Source organism: Mesorhizobium humile (assembly GCF_033977215.1).
GTDB lineage: Bacteria > Pseudomonadota > Alphaproteobacteria > Rhizobiales > Rhizobiaceae > Mesorhizobium > Mesorhizobium humile.
In genome coordinates, this window is sequence record NZ_JAVIIV010000010.1 from 34,849 (window position 1) to 50,520 (window position 15,672).

General features: G+C 65.0%; 15 protein-coding genes and 1 tRNA gene. 10 read left to right on the forward strand and 6 right to left on the reverse strand.

Annotated elements, in window-relative coordinates:
• Positions 1–197 precede the first annotated feature (197 nt).
• On the reverse strand, positions 198–2,783 hold the full coding sequence (locus RFM52_RS16395; protein WP_320296733.1) for an ATP-binding protein: 2,586 nt from the start codon (positions 2,781–2,783) through the stop codon (positions 198–200).
• A gap of 238 nt (positions 2,784–3,021) precedes the next feature.
• Here RFM52_RS16395 and RFM52_RS16400 point away from each other — a divergent pair, with 238 nt between their 5' ends.
• From RFM52_RS16400 to RFM52_RS16425, 6 genes are all read left to right on the forward strand, one after another.
• Positions 3,022–3,294, forward strand: coding sequence for a DUF4242 domain-containing protein (locus RFM52_RS16400; RefSeq protein WP_112131409.1), 273 nt, complete (start codon positions 3,022–3,024; stop codon positions 3,292–3,294).
• Positions 3,295–3,724: 430 nt separating this feature from the next.
• Positions 3,725–4,180 carry a hypothetical protein gene (locus RFM52_RS16405; protein ID WP_320296780.1) on the forward strand — a complete coding sequence of 152 codons (456 nt, stop codon included), beginning with the start codon at positions 3,725–3,727 and terminating at the stop codon, positions 4,178–4,180.
• A gap of 243 nt (positions 4,181–4,423) precedes the next feature.
• Positions 4,424–5,827, forward strand: a complete 1,404-nt coding sequence (locus RFM52_RS16410) for a lipopolysaccharide biosynthesis protein (protein WP_320296732.1) — start codon at positions 4,424–4,426, stop codon at positions 5,825–5,827.
• Positions 5,827–7,107 (forward strand): GNAT family N-acetyltransferase, encoded by a 1,281-nt coding sequence (locus RFM52_RS16415; protein ID WP_320296731.1) that lies wholly within the window; start codon positions 5,827–5,829, stop codon positions 7,105–7,107. The genes RFM52_RS16410 and RFM52_RS16415 overlap by 1 nt, the downstream gene beginning before the upstream one ends.
• Positions 7,108–7,128: 21 nt before the next feature.
• Positions 7,129–7,962: a creatininase family protein gene (locus RFM52_RS16420; protein ID WP_320296730.1), complete on the forward strand. Its 834-nt coding sequence runs from the start codon at positions 7,129–7,131 to the stop codon at positions 7,960–7,962.
• Complete coding sequence (locus RFM52_RS16425) at positions 7,959–9,122, forward strand: YncE family protein (RefSeq protein WP_320296729.1); 1,164 nt, start codon at positions 7,959–7,961, stop codon at positions 9,120–9,122. The genes RFM52_RS16420 and RFM52_RS16425 overlap by 4 nt, the downstream gene beginning before the upstream one ends.
• Before the next feature lie 45 nt (positions 9,123–9,167).
• On the opposite strand, the gene RFM52_RS16430 is transcribed toward RFM52_RS16425, so the two are convergent.
• A tRNA-Leu gene (locus RFM52_RS16430) sits at positions 9,168–9,252 on the reverse strand.
• A gap of 277 nt (positions 9,253–9,529) precedes the next feature.
• Here RFM52_RS16430 and RFM52_RS16435 point away from each other — a divergent pair.
• Both RFM52_RS16435 and RFM52_RS16440 read left to right on the forward strand, forming a co-directional pair.
• Positions 9,530–10,117 (forward strand): YqaA family protein, encoded by a 588-nt coding sequence (locus tag RFM52_RS16435; RefSeq protein ID WP_320296728.1) that lies wholly within the window; start codon positions 9,530–9,532, stop codon positions 10,115–10,117.
• 24 nt (positions 10,118–10,141) lie between these two features.
• Positions 10,142–10,660 carry a disulfide bond formation protein B gene (locus tag RFM52_RS16440; RefSeq protein WP_320296727.1) on the forward strand — a complete coding sequence of 173 codons (519 nt, stop codon included), beginning with the start codon at positions 10,142–10,144 and terminating at the stop codon, positions 10,658–10,660.
• A gap of 320 nt (positions 10,661–10,980) precedes the next feature.
• Here the strand turns inward: RFM52_RS16440 and RFM52_RS16445 are convergent, their stop codons facing one another.
• The gene (locus RFM52_RS16445; protein WP_027167440.1) at positions 10,981–11,538 is read right to left on the reverse strand and encodes an HNH endonuclease; all 558 of its coding nucleotides are present in this window, start codon (positions 11,536–11,538) and stop codon (positions 10,981–10,983) included.
• A gap of 111 nt (positions 11,539–11,649) precedes the next feature.
• Positions 11,650–12,309 carry a DNA-3-methyladenine glycosylase family protein gene (locus RFM52_RS16450; protein ID WP_320296726.1) on the reverse strand — a complete coding sequence of 220 codons (660 nt, stop codon included), beginning with the start codon at positions 12,307–12,309 and terminating at the stop codon, positions 11,650–11,652.
• Positions 12,310–12,389: 80 nt separating this feature from the next.
• On the opposite strand from RFM52_RS16450, the gene gluQRS reads away from it, so the two are divergent.
• Entirely contained in the window at positions 12,390–13,259 is an 870-nt protein-coding gene (gene gluQRS / locus RFM52_RS16455) for a tRNA glutamyl-Q(34) synthetase GluQRS (RefSeq protein WP_320296725.1), read from the forward strand.
• Here gluQRS and RFM52_RS16460 read toward each other — a convergent pair.
• Positions 13,254–13,547 (reverse strand): hypothetical protein, encoded by a 294-nt coding sequence (locus RFM52_RS16460; RefSeq protein ID WP_320296724.1) that lies wholly within the window; start codon positions 13,545–13,547, stop codon positions 13,254–13,256. The genes gluQRS and RFM52_RS16460 overlap by 6 nt on opposite strands.
• A gap of 154 nt (positions 13,548–13,701) precedes the next feature.
• Here RFM52_RS16460 and RFM52_RS16465 point away from each other — a divergent pair, with 154 nt between their 5' ends.
• Complete coding sequence (locus tag RFM52_RS16465; protein ID WP_320296723.1) at positions 13,702–14,577, forward strand: DMT family transporter; 876 nt, start codon at positions 13,702–13,704, stop codon at positions 14,575–14,577.
• Positions 14,578–14,782: 205 nt separating this feature from the next.
• Here RFM52_RS16465 and RFM52_RS16470 read toward each other — a convergent pair whose 3' ends face one another.
• Positions 14,783–15,634: a YihY/virulence factor BrkB family protein gene (locus tag RFM52_RS16470; protein ID WP_320296722.1), complete on the reverse strand. Its 852-nt coding sequence runs from the start codon at positions 15,632–15,634 to the stop codon at positions 14,783–14,785.
• Positions 15,635–15,672 lie beyond the last annotated feature (38 nt).

A 15,672-nucleotide genomic window follows, 5' to 3' on the forward strand; every position in this document is an offset into this window, starting at 1 on the left:
TTTTCCCTTCTCCCCGTTCAACGGGGGTGAGGCGTGGTCCGCGCAGCGGACGAAAAGCCAATTGCTTGGCTTTTCGAACGACGAACGCCCGGAGCGATAGCGAAGGGCCGGCGGTGCCCGCAGGGCCGGATGAGGGGCAGCGCCGGCGTGCCGCGATCCCGGTGGAACGCCGTTCCGGGCTCCCTATCAACTGATCGTCATAACAGCCCCGAACTCCGCGCCGCGGCCGCCGCCTCGCCGCGCGAGATGACTTCCAGCTTCTCCAGCACCGCCGAGACGTGGTGATCGACCGTCTTGGGCGAAATGGTCAGATGCGCGGCGATCTTCTTGTTGGAAAAGCCTCGCTCGACAAGCTCCAGGACCTCCATCTGGCGCTGCGTGAGGCCGGCCTGGTTGGCGCGCGTCGCCTGCCGCGGTCCTCTCGCGATATGGCTGACGCCGCTTTCCCGCATTAGGCCGCGGGCATACTGCGCGACCGCCCTCGCGCCAAGGTCCTCGAAAATGGCGAGCGCCTCGCGCTGCGCCGATTCGTCGCCGAGCAGCAGGGCCATTGCCTGTTCGAAAGGCGCCCCCATTTCGGCCCATAGCGCTGCGGCGGCGCGCCAGTCGCCGGTCAGTTGCAGGCGGTGCGGCTCGGCCATGCCGCCCGTGTCGCCGGGTTCGGATCCCGGCGACAACAGCTCCCGCCAGATGGCAAGTTCGCCGAACACGGCCGGCGTCGGCGCGAGGCTTTCGGCAACCGCGATCAGGCGCAGGGCTTCCTGGCTGTCGGCTTGCCCGAGCCAGGCCAATTCGGCCAGCACCCCGGCAAACGCCACGAGCCGCTGCAGCTCCATGCCCTTGTCCAGGAACCGCCTCATCTCTTCGACGATCGCCTCGGCCGACGGGTCGCCGCGGCGGATGCGCAACCTTGCCAGCGCCACCAGCGACGGATAGCGCACGAGCGGCGTCGTTGCGTCGTCGTCGACAACCTCGTGCGCGACCGTCGCCGCGTCGTCCCAAAACCCGCGGCGAAGCAAAAGCTGCGCCTGCACGCCGCGCATGTAATCGCGCCATGTCGCGAGATCGTTCTCGACGCAGTAGCCGATGCCGCTATCCAGGAACGACGCCGCTTCCTTGAAGTTCAACCTGTTCATCTCAACGCAGGCGCAGTTCGTGAAGGCGCGCGCCGCGTGCTCCTGGAAGTTGCCCGACAGGGCAATCCCGAGGCTGCGGGCGAGATCGCGCCGTCCCTTGGCGAAGTCCAGCCATTGTCCGGCGGCGCCGACATTGTTCAGCGCATGACAGAGGATGTCCGTCCGGTTGAGCCGCTCCGCCAGCTCGACCGCCTTGCCGCCGAGCGAAAGCGTGTCCTCGAGCCGCTCGGCGAGCATCGCCAGTTGCGAGAGGTTCGAGTAGGCCATCGCCAGCTCGGCGCTGTCGGGCGCGGTTTCCAGAAGCTCCACGGCCTGCTCGCCGAAGCGGTCCGCCGCCTCGCGATCGCCGAGCAGATAGGCGAAGCGCGACAGGCACCTGAGGCTGTCGCCTTCCTTGAGCCGGTCGCCGAGCGCCTGGCGCAGCTGGCGCGCCCGGCCCTGCGCTTCCATCGCCGCGTCGATGCGGCCGATCAGGTGGCACTCGAAGGCATGGCCTTCATAAAGCTCCGCCCGCTTCTCGATCGGCAGGATATCCGCGTAGCGCAGGGCGACCTCGTAGTAGCCCGCCGCATCGCGATGCGCGCCGACGCGGGAAGCCTCGCGCGCGGCGACTGGCGCGAGCTCGCGCACCACGTCAAGGCTTTGGGCTTCCACCGCATGATGCACCAGCCTTGCGGTGGCGACTTGCGGATTTTCCCGCAAGGCTGCCAGGGCGCGCTCATTGTACTCGCGCCGTTTGCTGGGCGTCAGCGCCATCTCGATCGCCGTGCGGGCGATCTCGTGCCGGAAGGCATAGCCGTCGCCGAAATCCTCGAGCAGGCCGTTGGCGACGCATTCGGCAAGCTGGCCGGCGGCGGCGATTCCGCAAAGGCCACTCAGCGCCCAGGCATCGGCGCGGCGCGGGAACACCGAAACCGCGTCGAGCATCGAGCGGGCGCCGGGCGAGAGCTGCTCGGCGCGCGCGAGCACCGCGTCGCGCACGCTGACCGGCAGCAGGCCGTCTTTCTCGCCGGCCAGCAACTCCGTCACGAAGAAGGCGTTGCCTGCCGTGGCGCGGTAGATAGCGCCGCCGTCGCGGCCGGCGGCCTCGGCGAGCGACAGGACCGCCGTCTCGCTGAGCAGGGGGACCTCGATACGATGGATGTTGCTTGCCGGAATCTCGCCGAGCGCCCGCCGAACCCGCATCTGGCCCTCGCTGCGGTCGGTCCGCGCGGTGATCACGAGCAGGATATGGGTGCTTGCGATGCGCCGGCCGAGGAAACGGACGAAGTCGAGCGTCGCGTCATCCGCCCAATGCAGATCCTCGATGACCAGGACGCTTGGGCCTCTCGTCTCGAAGACCTCGAGCGCGTCGGAGAAAAGCGGCAACCTTTGCCCCTCGCGGGCGTCGATCGCCTGCGGCAACTCCCATCCCGCCTCGCGCGCGAGATCGTAGAGCGCGCCGAGCGGATCGGGGATCGAGAGGTCCTCGCAGGCGCCGCGCAACAGCGTCACACCGTCCGTCATCCGCTCCATGAAGGCCTCGACCAGTGTCGTCTTGCCGGCGCCGGCTTCGCCCGACAGCGCCACGACGCGGCCGTGCCCGTCCACGGCGCCGGCCAGCGCCGCGTCCAGTTGCTTCAGTTGCGTCTGCCTTTCCAGAAGCATCGTCACTCTCGCGAATGGGATTGTCGGCGCGGCGGATGCCGCTGGATAGTCGGTACGAACGAGCGGAAATGTGACCTTCCACACATTGAAGTGCTTACTTCCACATAGAACGCTGCAAAGATAGGGAATCGTCCCGCCAAATATGGGGAAAGGTTCCGATGCGCGCCTTTCGCGAAGGTGATTTCTGCCGGGACGCGCTTGAACCGAGCGCGATTCATCAACGAAAGGAAAAACGATCGTGCCTCGCTACCTTGTTGAACGCACCTTCCCGGAAGGCCTGAACGTGCCGATGAACGATGCCGGCGCAACCGCGATGGGCGGCGTCATTGCCCGCAACGCCGAGAAAGGCGTGACCTGGGTGCAATCCTTCGTCTCGCCGGACAAGTCGAAGAGCTTCTGCATTTACGATGCGCCCTCGCCGGAGGCGATCCGCAGCACTGCGCAGAAGAATGCGCTTCCCGTCGACAAGATCACGGAGGTGCGGGTCCTCGACCCCTACTTTTATCGCTGATCGGGCAGACCGTGTCGGTCAGATGTTACCCGTCGCCGGCGGACCTGACGCCGTGCCACACGACGCGAGTTTATCCGCCCCAGCGGGTACCTTCGCGCCACGGCCCGGCTACATGCGACGGGCCGTGTCGGCGCTGTTTTCGCCCTTGCGGAAACGGCGCCGCCTTCTGCCTCCGCAGGACGACTACCTGAGGCGCGACATCGGCCTCCATGAGCGGGAAAACCCGCGCGAATACTGGGAATATTGGTGGCATCACAGCTGATCCCGCTTCGTCGGGGTCAGCATACATCCTTTTTGACGACAAGCGTCGCCGGCGCCCGGAGTTGGCCTTGGCGGCCGGCCCGCCGTTTGCGCGCCTCAACCGCATTGGAGACATGAAATGACCATCCACAATTGGACCAGATGCCTTATCGGCGCCTCTGCCCCGCTCATGATGCTGATAGCGGGCGCGGCCACGGCCGAAATCGTCAACCCGCTCGCCGAAAAGGTGCGGGCGCTGGACAGCCGCTTCGAGGACGTCGCGGTTGCCAAGGCCGAAGGCTACGCGCCGATCCCTTGCGCCAGCGGCCTCACCGGCGGCGCGATGGGCATCCACTACGTCAACGCCGCCTATCTGAAGGACGACGCCGTCGACGTCGCCAAGCCGGAAGCCGTGATGTACGAGCCGATGGCCGACGGCACGCTGAAGCTGATCGCGGTCGAATACATCACCGCGAAGGGCCCGGCTTCGCTCGAGGGTCATCTGTTCAACTTCAACACGGCGCCCAACCGCTACGGCCTCGGCCCGTTCTACGAGCTGCATGTCTGGGCCTGGAAGCAGAACCCGACCGGCGCCTTCGCCGACATGAACCCGAACGTCTCCTGCGACGCTATGCAAGGGATGTAGCAGCGCCTCTTCCTTCTCCCCTTGTGGGAGAAGGTGGATCGGCGCGCAGCGTCGAGACGGATGAGGGGTGCTCCAGCGGAGTGGGACGTCGGCTTTCCCTGGAACACCCCTCATCCGGCCGCTGCGCGGCCACCTTCTCCCACAAGGGGAGAAGGCAAGTCCCCGCACCCCACCCACCCTTTCTTAAGGTGTTTCGGATAGACCGAAACCTTGAAAAGAGGCGGAAAACGGAGAGTATTCGGGGTGCGCTTTTCCGCGGCGACGACTGCCGGGCGGTTCCTGCCGCAGCGCTGGGCGCTGCGCATGCGTCCGTTGCTTGGCCGCATCGACGCCGTGCTGTTCACTGCCGACGAACGCGGCGAAGCCGGGCGCATGTCGCTGATCGCCTTTTCCATCCGCATCATCAGCGCCTTCATCGCCTTCGTCAGCCAGGTGCTGATGGCGCGCTGGCTGGGCTCGTTCGAATACGGCATCTCGGTGCTGGTCTGGGTGACGATGGTCATCGTCGGCAACCTCGCCTGCCTCGGCTTCCACACCTCGGTGATCCGTTTCATTCCTGAATATCGCGAGCGCGGCATGCTGGCCGAGCTGCGCGGCATCGTGCTGGCCAGCCGGCTGTTCGTGCTCGTGGCCTCGACGCTGATCGCGGGCCTCGGCGCCCTTGGCGTGTGGCTCGCCTCGGACTGGATCGAGAACTACTACGTCATCCCCTTCATCCTCGGCGTCATCTGCCTGCCGATGATCGCGCTCGGCGATCTCCTGCAGGGGCTGGCGCGCGCCAATTCCTGGGCGCTGCTGGCGCTGTCTCCCACCTATCTGGTGCGGCCGGTACTGATCCTGGCGTTCATGGCGCTGATGCTTGGCCTGCACTACGAGCCCGACGCCAAGACGGCGATCTTCGCCTCGATCGCCGCCACCTATGTCACGACGCTCGGCCAGCTGATGGCCGTCACATCGCGCATGGAGAAAAAGATACCGGCCGGGCCGATGGCCGTGCATTTCGGCCAATGGATCCTCGTTTCGCTGCCGATCTTCCTGGTCGAGAGCTTCTTCTTCCTGCTCACCAATGCCGACGTGCTGATGGTGGGCGCCTATCTCCAGCCCAACGACGTCGCCGTCTATTTCGCCACGGTGAAGACGCTGGCGCTGGTGCATTTCGTCTATTTCGCGGTCAAGGCCGGCGTTGCCCAGCGCTACGCGCAGTTCACCCATGGCGATCCCGACAGGCTCGCCGCCTTCGCCCGCGAGACCGTCACCTGGACCTTCTGGCCCTCGCTCTTGATGGCGCTGCTGGTGCTGGTGCTGGGCGAGCCGATGCTGGTGCTGTTCGGCCCCGAATTCACCGCCGGCTACCCACTGCTCTTCCTGCTGGTGCTGGGCGTGGTCGCGCGCGCCGCCGTCGGCCCCTGCGAGAGCCTGCTCACCATGAGCGGCAACCAGAACATCTGCGCCGCCGTCTATGCCATGACGCTTGCGCTGAACATCGGCCTCAACGTGCTGTTGATCCCGCTGTTCGGCCTCTGGGGCGCGGCGATCGCCACCAGCCTCGCCATGGTCTTCGAGGCCAGCGCGCTCTCCTTCACCGTCTGGCGCAAGCTCGGCATCGTGATGGCGATCTTCGTGCCTGCAAAGAAGGAAGTCGCCTGATGGCCGCCGTCCCGTTGCTCGAAGAGACCAGCGGCGGCCCCGCCGGCGCCATGGTCTCCAACCTTGCCGGCCTGGCGCGCGAGGCGGACCCCGCCCATATCGAGCTGTTCGCCAGCAACAGGCCGGAGCGCAAGCTCGCCATCTACCCGGCCTCGGCCGGCTTCGACCTAGTCGAGGAGCTCGACTATCTCAGCGCCCGCACGATCGAGCCCAACGTCTTCTTCAACCCGCGCTTCCTGGCGCCGGCGATGCCCCGGCTGGAAGACCGCGAGGTGCGGCTGGCCGTCATCCGCGACGGCGACGAATACCGCAACCGGCTGCGGCTTCTGGTGCCGTTCTCGGTCGAACGGCCGGCTATCCCGCTCGGCGTCCCGGTGATGCGCACATGGTCGAGCCCGTTCGGCCCGCTCGGCACGCCGCTGGTCGACCGCGACGACCCGGTCGGCGTCATCGAGGACTTCTTCTCGATGCTGTCGAGGCCGCATCTCAAGCTGCCCAAGGTCTTCGTGCTGCCCGACATGAGGCTCGACGGTCCGGTGGCGAGCCTGCTCACCTCCTTTGCCGACAGCCGCGGCCTGACCCTGGTGACCACCGGCAAGGTCGAGCGCCCGGTGCTTGAAAGCGATGCCGACGGCGAGGACTATCTCAAGGCCTCGCTGCGCGCGCACCATTATCGCGAATTCCGCCGCCTAAAGCGGCGCCTCGCCGATCAAGGCAAGCTCGAGCACATCGTGGCGCGCGGACCGGACGAGATCCGCCATGCCATCGAAAGCTTCCTGACGCTGGAAGCGGCCGGCTGGAAAGGCCGCGAGCGCACCGCGATGGCGATCGACCGCTACCGCGCCGCCTTCGCCCGCGAAGCCGTGCACAGGTTGGCCGAGCAGGACATGTGCCGCATCCATCTGCTGACGCTGGACGGCCGCGCCATCGCCTGCCTGGTCGTCTTCGTCGAGGCCGGCGTCGCCTACACCTGGAAGACGGCCTATGACGAGGCGCTCGCCACCTATTCGCCGGGCACGCTTTTGATGATCGAGGTGACCAAGCAGCATCTCGACGATCCCAACATCGTCATGACCGATTCCTGCGCGGTGCCGGACCACCCGGTGATGAGCCGCCTGTGGAGCGAGCGCAAGCCGATGGGCACGCTGGTGGTCGGGCTGACGCCGGATGCCGACCGGCTGGCCCGCCAGGCGGCCTCGCAACTGCATCTCTACCGCGAGACCCGCAACATGGCGCGCCTCCTGCGCAACCGCATGCGGAGCCTGCTGAAGCGGCGCTAGAAAGGCAGCGGGTACAAGGGCATGCATCTTGAGATCGGAAGGCGCGCGCTGCGGCGCATCCTGGCTGGGGCCACGCTGCTGTTGTTCTTGCCGGCGGTCACCCCGGCAAACGCTTCGGTCTTCCTGGAAGATCTGACCTGGACCGAGTTGCGCGACCTGGTCGCGGCGGGAACGACCACGATCATCGTTCCGATCGGCGGCACCGAGCAGAGCGGCCCGGCAATGGCGCTGGGCAAGCACAATGTGCGGGTGAAGGCCCTCGCCGAAAAGATTGCCGCGAAACTGGGCAATGCGCTGGTCGCGCCGGTCATCGCCTATGTGCCGGAAGGCAATATCGATCCGCCTACTGAGCACATGCGTTTTCCGGGAACCATCTCCGTCGATGACGGGACTTTCGAGCAATTACTCGAATCCACGGCCCGCAGCTTCAGGCATGCCGGCTTCAAGACCATCGTGCTGATCGGCGATCACGGTGGCTACCAGGCCGACGAGCGCCACGTGGCCGACCGGCTCAATGCCGAATGGAAGAGGACGCCGGTGCGGGTCTTTGCCGCGCTCGATTACTATCGGTTCGCGCAAGGCCCTTACACCGACAAACTGCTGGCCGCCGGCGCCACACGCGCCGAAATCGGAACGCATGCCGGCCTGGCCGACACCTCGCTGATGCTCGCCGTCGACCCGTCGCTGGTGCGCAGGGATCGTCTTGCAGGCCCGCCGAAGCTCGGTGCCGGGGATGGCGTTTACGGCGGCGATCCGGCAAGGTCCTCCGCCCAATTCGGGCAGCTCGGCGTGGATCTCATCGTCAACGGGACGACGGATGAAATCCGCGCCTTCATCGCAAGTCAGCCAAAATGATCGAGACTTCTCTGCGCTTCATCCGTCTTTGCGTGCCGCTGGCGCTGCTTGTCTCGCTGCAGCCCGGCGCGTTGCACGCCGGCTCCTTCCCCGAGGATTGCAGCGATCCGCCACCACCGCCGGTCAACATCTACAAGCACACCGCCGCCGGCCATCTGAGCCCGGTGACGACCGGAGCGCTGCCGCGCGTCTACGTGCCCAACCGTTCCTCGAACAGCGTCTCGGTGATCGACACGACGACGCTGAAGGAAGTCGACCGCTTCACGGTCGGCAGCAAGCCGCAGCATGTCGTGCCGTCCTGGGATCTGAAGACGCTGTGGGTCGCCAACAACGGCACCGGCAGCAACGGCAGCCTGACGCCGATCGACCCGATGACGGCCAAGCCCGGCAAGCAGATTCCAGTCGACGATCCCTACAATCTGTACTTCATGCCGGACGGCAGCGCCGCAATCGTCGTCGACGAGGCGATGCAGCAGCTCGATTTCCGCGACCCGCACACCATGGCGCTGAAATCGAGCCTGCCGACACCGACCTGCCCCGGCATCAACCATGCCGATTTCTCAGGTGACGGCTCCTATGCGATCTTCACCTGCGAATATGGCGATGGCGGCCTGGCCAAGATCGACCTGAAGAACCAGAAGGTGCTCGGCCACCTCGATCTCTCCAAGATGGGCATGCCGCAGGACATCCGCCTCTCGCCCGACGGCAAGGTCTTCTACGTCGCCGACATGATGAATGACGGCGTGTTCCTGGTCGACGGCGACAGTTTCAAGGAAATCGGCTTCATCCCGACCGGCATCGGCACGCATGGCTTCGTCGTCAGTCGCGACGGCAAGCGCCTCTATGTCTCGAACCGCGGCTCGCACAAGATGGAGCAGGGCAAGGCCAAGGGCCCGGGCAGCGTGACGGTGATCGACTTCGCCACCCGCGCCGTGGTCGCGCAATGGCCGATCCCCGACGGCGGCAGCCCCGACATGGGCAATGTCAGCGCCGACGGCAAGCAGCTCTGGCTTTCCGGCCGCTTCGACAGCGACGTCTACATGATCGACACCACCAGCGGCGCGGTGACGAAAATCCGCGTCGGCGTCGAGCCGCATGGGCTGACGGTCTGGCCGCAGCCGGGGCGCTACTCGCAAGGGCACACCGGGAACATGCGGTAAAGCGCTTTGGGATGGCCCGCCATCCGAAGCTCGCAGAGCGAAGGATGGTGCCCCTAGCCGGGATCGAACCAGCACTCCTTGCGGAACTCGATTTTGAGTCGAGCGCGTCTACCAATTCCGCCATAGGGGCTCAGGCCGGGCGGCCTGGATGGGCGCGGACTATACGGGCGGATGGGTGTTCGTCAACTGGCCTGTTGCGGATTTGCCAGTGGAACCGGCGGCATTGCCTCACCCTTCGGCCTCGCGCCGACGCAGACATTGTGCGGCGCGGAAATTCTTTTTAGACAGGCTATGCGTTGAGCGCCTCGCTTCCGGAAGCTGGATGCGGCGCTTTGGGTCCTTGTCTTCCTGCCTGTCGTTGCCCAAAACCGCCAAGCGCCTCGGGGCGCCAAGGATTAGGAGAGCCGATGCTTCGCGGACTTTACGACTGGACCCTGTCGCTGGCGGCGAGGAAATCGGCCGAATGGTGGCTGGCCTTCATCGCCTTCGTCGAAAGCTCGGTGTTCTTCATCCCGGCCGACGTGCTGTTCCTGCCCATGGCGCTGGCGCGGCCCGAACGCGCCTATCGCTACGCGCTGACCGCCACGGCTGCTTCCGTCCTGGGCGGCATTGCCGGCTGGCTGATCGGTTACTATGCCTACGACACGATAGCACGGCCGATCCTGGAGCATTTCGGCGGCATTGCCACATTCGAGAAGTGGCAGTCGTCCGGCGCCGGGCTGATGCTGGTGCTGCTCGTCACATCCGGCGCCGCTCACCTGCCGCCGATCAAGGTGGTCACCATTCTGGCCGGCGCGCTTCACGTCAATCTTTTGGTCTTCATCGTCTCGGCCATCGTGGCGCGCGGCGCCCGTTTCCTGCTGCTTGCCTGGCTGCTGCGCCGCTATGGCGAGGAGATCAAGGAGTTTATCGAAAAGCGTCTGGGATTGATTGTCGGCGCCGGCGCCGTTGCCCTGATTTTGCTCTATATCCTCGTCAGATACGCCCACGGATAGCGACGCAACAACGGATCTCCATCGATGACAGCGACCATGAATGCCGACACCGGACGCCAGCGCACCCGCGCGGCGCTCTTTCTCGCCGTCGCCATGGCCGCGACCGTCGGCTCGGCGTTGGCCTTCCAGTATATCGGCGGCTACATCCCCTGCCATCTCTGCCTCGAGCAGCGCACCCCCTATTATGTCGGCGTGCCGCTGATGGTGCTGGCGGTGATCGCCTCGATGCTGCGCGCGCCGGCCTGGGTGACGCGCGGCCTGCTCGCGATCGGCGGCCTTTTGATGCTCTACGGCCTCTATCTCGGCGTCTACCATTCGGGCGTCGAATGGGCGTGGTGGCAAGGTCCGGCCGACTGCACCGCCGGCGCCGGCCCGGTCGACACCGGCGGCAAGGGCGTGCTCGACGCGCTCGACAAATTCGTGCCGCCGTCCTGCGACAAGGCGGCGCTGCGCATCCTCGGCCTGTCGCTCGCCGGCTGGAACGCCATCGCCAGCCTCATCCTCGCCGCCGTCGCCTTCCGCAGCGCGCTCGCGCGGGATTGAACTATCCGGTGGCGGCTTCAGGCTTGCTCGACACTGAGAATGCGCATCTCTCCGTGCTCACCGAGATACGCGGCGAGACAGTCCCAGAACTCGTCGAGAAGCGCCCTGCCATCGACGTCAAAGTCGTTGCGCGCAACGAGTAGGAGTTTTTCCATCGTCGTAGGCACAGCTTGGCTCCTTGTGCCAAGTCCTATGGATGCGAAACTCTTGCTCGATGTCGATGGCCGCCTGCGGACCCAAATGAGGCGGCACATCGAGGCACTCGATTGTTGTCCTGTACATGGGTGACAGCCAACCAGCCCCAATCGTTGAAAGCGGCCCTATGGCTCCAACTCGACATCCCAGTAGAGATAATCCATCCAGCTTTCATGCAGATGGTTGGGCGGGAACAGGCGGCCATTGTTGTGCAGGTCGTGCACCGTCGGCTGGTAGGGTTTTTGCAGCGGCCACATCTTGGCCTGCGCCGGCATCATGCCGCCTTTCCTGAGATTGCAGGGCGAGCAGGCGGCGACGACATTCTCCCACGTCGTCGCCCCGCCGCGATGGCGCGGGATGACATGGTCGAACGTCAGATCCTCCGGCGTGCCGCAATACTGGCACTGGAAGCGGTCGCGCAGGAAAACGTTGAAGCGGGTGAAGGCGGGATGCCGCGACGGCTTCACATAGGCTTTCAGGCTCACCACGCTCGGCAGCTTCATGGAGAAGGTCGGCGAGGAGACGGCGTGCTCGTATTCGGCGACGATGTTGACCCGGTCGAGGAAGACAGCCTTGATGGCGTCCTGCCACGACCAGAGCGACAGGGGGTAATAGCTGAGCGGACGGTAGTCCGCGTTCAGCACCAGCGCGGGAAGCCCATCCGGAGATACGGCGACCGTCACGTCCTTTGCCTCCTTCGTTCCAGAACCGAACGGCGCGGATACTGTAAGCCTGACATGACAGGGATGTGAAGCGGATTGTCTCTCGCTGAAGCCGCTAAAAACGCATGATTTTCATGCTTTTTTGGCCATTTCGACAGGTGGCGTCGCATCCCTGCCCTTCAGTTCCCGATAGTAGGCCCAAAAAAGCCGCGACGCGACACCCCGATACGGGCTCCATGATTCGGCCAGTTGGATAAGCATTTTCTCCGGCGGACGCGGGTCGATGCCGAGCGCATGGCCGACCGCCGTCTGCAGCGCGACGTCGCGCGCGGGGAACACATCGGGATGGCCGGCGGCAAACAGCAGGTAGCATTCGGCGGTCCACGGGCCGATGCCGGGCACCGACGTCATCGCCGCGATCGCCTCGCCTGCATCCAGCGTGCACAGGTGGTTGAGATCGAGCCCGCCGGCCACGGCCTGCGCGACCGCGAGCAGCCCGCGCTGCTTAGGCCGCGACAGCCCGGCGTCACGAAAAATGTCCTCGCCGGCGGCAAGGATACCCTGCGGCGTGAGCGGGTCGACCAGCTTGACCAGCCGGCCGAAGATGGCGTCGGCGCTTGCGCGAGACACTTGCTGCGAAACGATGATCGAGGCGAGGCTTTGAAACCCCGGCTCCGACAGCCGAAGCGGCACTTCGCCCGCTTTGCCGCGCACGGTCTCCAGCCGCGGGTCGATCCGGCAGAGCGCGTCGAGCCCTGCCGCAATGTCGTCAAGCGAGGCGATGCGTTGCACGTTGCTTGTTCCCAGGGCGACAAATGATGGCTAACTATCAACCGGCGGAAGCACCTGACAACCTGAATGCCGCCTGAAAGATGACGCTCCTGACATTCCGCTTCGCGCCGAGCCCCAATGGCGAACTGCATCTCGGCCACGCCTATTCGGCCCTGCTCAACCAGCAGATGGCGGCGCAGGCCGGCGGACGCTTGCTGCTGCGCATCGAGGATATCGACGTCACTCGCTGCACACCGCAATTCGAGGCCGGCATTTTTCGCGACCTCGAATGGCTGGGATTGAGCTGGGAACGGCCGGTGCGCCGCCAGTCCGAGCATTTTGCCGAATACCGGGAAGTGCTCGACCGGTTGATCGCCGAGGAGCTCCTCTATCCCGCTTTCATGAGCCGCGGCGAGATCCGCGCCTTCATCGCCGAGACCGGCGGCCGCGACTGGCCGCGCGATCCGGACGGCGTGCCGCACTACCCGCCGCTCGACAAGGCCTTGCCGGCCCGGGAGCGCAAGCGACGCATTGCCGAGAACATGCCTTTTGCCTGGCGCCTCGACGTCGAAGCGGCGATGGCGCGTGTCTCAAGCGCCCTGTCATGGACTGAATTCACCGACGAGACGATGTCGGCGACGCGAGCGATCGAAGCGCGGCCGCAGGTCTGGGGCGACGTCATCATCGCCCGCCGCGACATCCCGACCAGCTACCATCTCGCCGTCGTTCTCGACGACGCGCTGCAAGGCGTCAGCCATGTCGTGCGCGGCCAGGACCTCTATTCGGCGACCGGGGTGCAGCGCCTGCTGCAGGACCTGCTCGGCCTGCCGCAGCCACGCTATTTCCACCACCGCCTGATCCTTGGCCCGGACGGCAGGAAACTGTCCAAGAGCTTCAAGGACACCGGTCTTGCGGCGCTCCGAGAGACAGGCGTGTCGCCGCAAGGCATCAGGCAGTTGTCCGGATTATGATCCGAGCCGCGCCAGACCGGCCTTGATCAGCGCCAGCACGCTGATCAAGGCAAAGGCGCCGCCAAGCCCCCAGGCAACGGCGAGCCTGAGATCGCTCAGGCTGATGCCATGCTTATGGGCGACCACCACCGCAACGAAAAAGCCGACGATGAACAGCAGCGTATTGCCGCTCGGACCGAAGGCGCCCTCCTTCATGATCGCATCGAGCAAAGTGCCGAAGAAGAATCCGAAGGCGGCGATGATCGCGAAGGCGAACAGAAGCCAGGTCGTGTCGAGATGCAAAAACATGCCTCACCATGGCGCGCCCGCGCGCCATGCCCCTCTTGGCACGGTTTGTTGAATTCGACTTAGCTTATGGATCAACCGTTTCGTTTTGCTTGCGGGATTGAACGGCTTTAGAGCAATTGCCGTCATCAACCGTTCATCCTGGCAGCCTCCCCCAATGCAGAGCATCAAGCGGTTCATTCCCGCCTCCTTCGTCGTTCTGTGGGCGACCGGCTTCATCGGCGCGCGCTACGCCATGCCCTGGGCGGAACCCTTTACCTTCCTTGCCATCCGCTTCGTGATAGCGGCGATCCTGTTTGCAGGGCTGACCGTTCTGCTCGGCTCGCGCAGGGCGACTGGCGAAGAAGCGCTGCACGCAACGGTGGCCGGCGTCCTCATGCACGGCGTCTATCTCGGCGCCGTCTTCTGGGCGATCCACAGGGGCATGCCCGCCGGTCTATCGGCGCTGATCGTCGGCCTGCAGCCGCTGATCACCGCCGTGCTCGCCGGAAAGTTCCTCGGCGAAGCGATCCTGCCGCGCCATTGGGCCGGCCTTGCCGTCGGGCTGCTTGGCGTCGTCATCGTGCTCTGGCCAAAGCTCGGCGCACTCGGCGGTGGCGTCACGCCGGCGACGCTGACGGCTTCGCTCGTCTCCGTGCTCGGCATGAGCGCAGGCACCATCTGGCAGAAGCGCTATGCCTCCGGCGGCGATCTGGTGTCGGCGACGATGTGGCAGTATGTCGGCGGCTCCGCCGTGATGATCCTCGGCTCGCTCGCCCTCGAGACGCGCACCGTTGCCGTCAATGGCGAGCTGATCTTCGCCATGGCCTGGCTGGTCCTGGTGCTGTCGGTCGGCGCCATATTCCTGTTGATGGTGATGATCAGGGACGGCGAGATGTCGAAGGTCGCCTCGCTGTTCTACCTCGTGCCGGCCGTGACAGCGGTCATCGCCTGGCTGCTTTTCAACGAGCAGCTCAACCTGCTGCAGATCGCCGGTATGGCGATCGCCACGCTCGGCGTCGCCCTCGCGACGGCGCGGCAGGCCAGGAAATAGGAATTGAGGAACTAGAGCAATTCCCAGGAAAAGTGTAAGCGGTTTTTCGTCCGGAATTGCGTAAAAACAAAGAGATAGGGCGTTTCACCGGTTCCGTGAAACGGTGAAACGCACTAGGCAAAAAGGCACCAACTCTTGGCTCCGCGCCTCTTCTTCAATTCTCCAGTTCTTCAATTCTCCAGTTCCTTCATACGACCGCATCGACTCAGCCAACTCTCGCGCGCGCCTCGAGATACCGGCTGATCGCGGCGTTGAGCTCGCCGCCGAGGATGAAGATCGCCGAGATGATGTAGAGGAACACCACCGCGATCATGATTGAGGCGAGTCCCGCATAGGTGGTCACGTAGGACGAGAAATGGTCGAGATAGGTGGCGAAGATGGTCGAGCCAGCGAGCCAGGCGACCAGCGTGAAGACGATGCCCGGTATGATCGAGACAAAGCGGCGCTTGCCGGCCGGCAGCCAGATATGCACGGAGAACAGCCCGATGACGATGACGGTCGAGGCGACGACGTAGCGCCACAGCGTGATGGTGCCCATATAGGGCTTGATCCATTCGAGATGCGCCTCTGCCAGCCTGGCCAGCAGCGGGGCGAACACCAGAAGCACGCTGACGGCCAGGAAGCAGGCCGTGGCGATCAGCACGAAAATGATGCTTTGCACCCTGCGATAGATGATGCCGCGTGTTTCGATGACACGATAGGCCCGGTTGAGCGAGGTGCGCAGCGCCTCGATGCCGTTCGATGCGAAGTAGGCGGCAAGCACGACGCCGTAGGTCAAAAGATCGCTTCGTCGAACGGTGAGCACGTTCTGCACCTCGCGTGCGATCGGCTTGGCGATCTGCTCCGGCCAAGTGTCGAAGACGAGATGCACAGCCGTATCCGAGAACGCCTGCGCGCCGAGAAAGCTTGCCAGCGTCGTGGCGAAGATCAGGAACGGAAACAGCGCCATCAGCGAGGTGATGGCGAGATGGCTGGCCATCGCCCAGCCGTCATCATTGGTGAAATGGCCGATCGCATCGTAGAGCACGCGTTTGACGGCGACGATATTCCTGAGCAAGGACCCGCGCTCCGCTCGATTGTGTCGACGTCGCGAAT

Excerpts from the sequence above, each read along its gene's own strand:
- RFM52_RS16405 (WP_320296780.1), top strand. The coding sequence starts at position 3,725 with ATGATGCTGATAGCGGGCGCGGCCACGGCCGAAATCGTCAACCCGCTC.
- RFM52_RS16395 (WP_320296733.1), bottom strand. The coding sequence starts at position 2,783 with ATGCTTCTGGAAAGGCAGACGCAACTGAAGCAACTGGACGCGGCGCTG.
- RFM52_RS16425 (WP_320296729.1), top strand. The coding sequence starts at position 7,959 with ATGATCGAGACTTCTCTGCGCTTCATCCGTCTTTGCGTGCCGCTGGCG.
- RFM52_RS16440 (WP_320296727.1), top strand. The coding sequence starts at position 10,142 with ATGACAGCGACCATGAATGCCGACACCGGACGCCAGCGCACCCGCGCG.
- RFM52_RS16435 (WP_320296728.1), top strand. The coding sequence starts at position 9,530 with ATGCTTCGCGGACTTTACGACTGGACCCTGTCGCTGGCGGCGAGGAAA.
- RFM52_RS16420 (WP_320296730.1), top strand. The coding sequence starts at position 7,129 with ATGCATCTTGAGATCGGAAGGCGCGCGCTGCGGCGCATCCTGGCTGGG.
- RFM52_RS16460 (WP_320296724.1), bottom strand. The coding sequence starts at position 13,547 with ATGTTTTTGCATCTCGACACGACCTGGCTTCTGTTCGCCTTCGCGATC.
- gluQRS (WP_320296725.1), top strand. The coding sequence starts at position 12,390 with ATGACGCTCCTGACATTCCGCTTCGCGCCGAGCCCCAATGGCGAACTG.
- RFM52_RS16465 (WP_320296723.1), top strand. The coding sequence starts at position 13,702 with ATGCAGAGCATCAAGCGGTTCATTCCCGCCTCCTTCGTCGTTCTGTGG.
- RFM52_RS16415 (WP_320296731.1), top strand. The coding sequence starts at position 5,827 with ATGGCCGCCGTCCCGTTGCTCGAAGAGACCAGCGGCGGCCCCGCCGGC.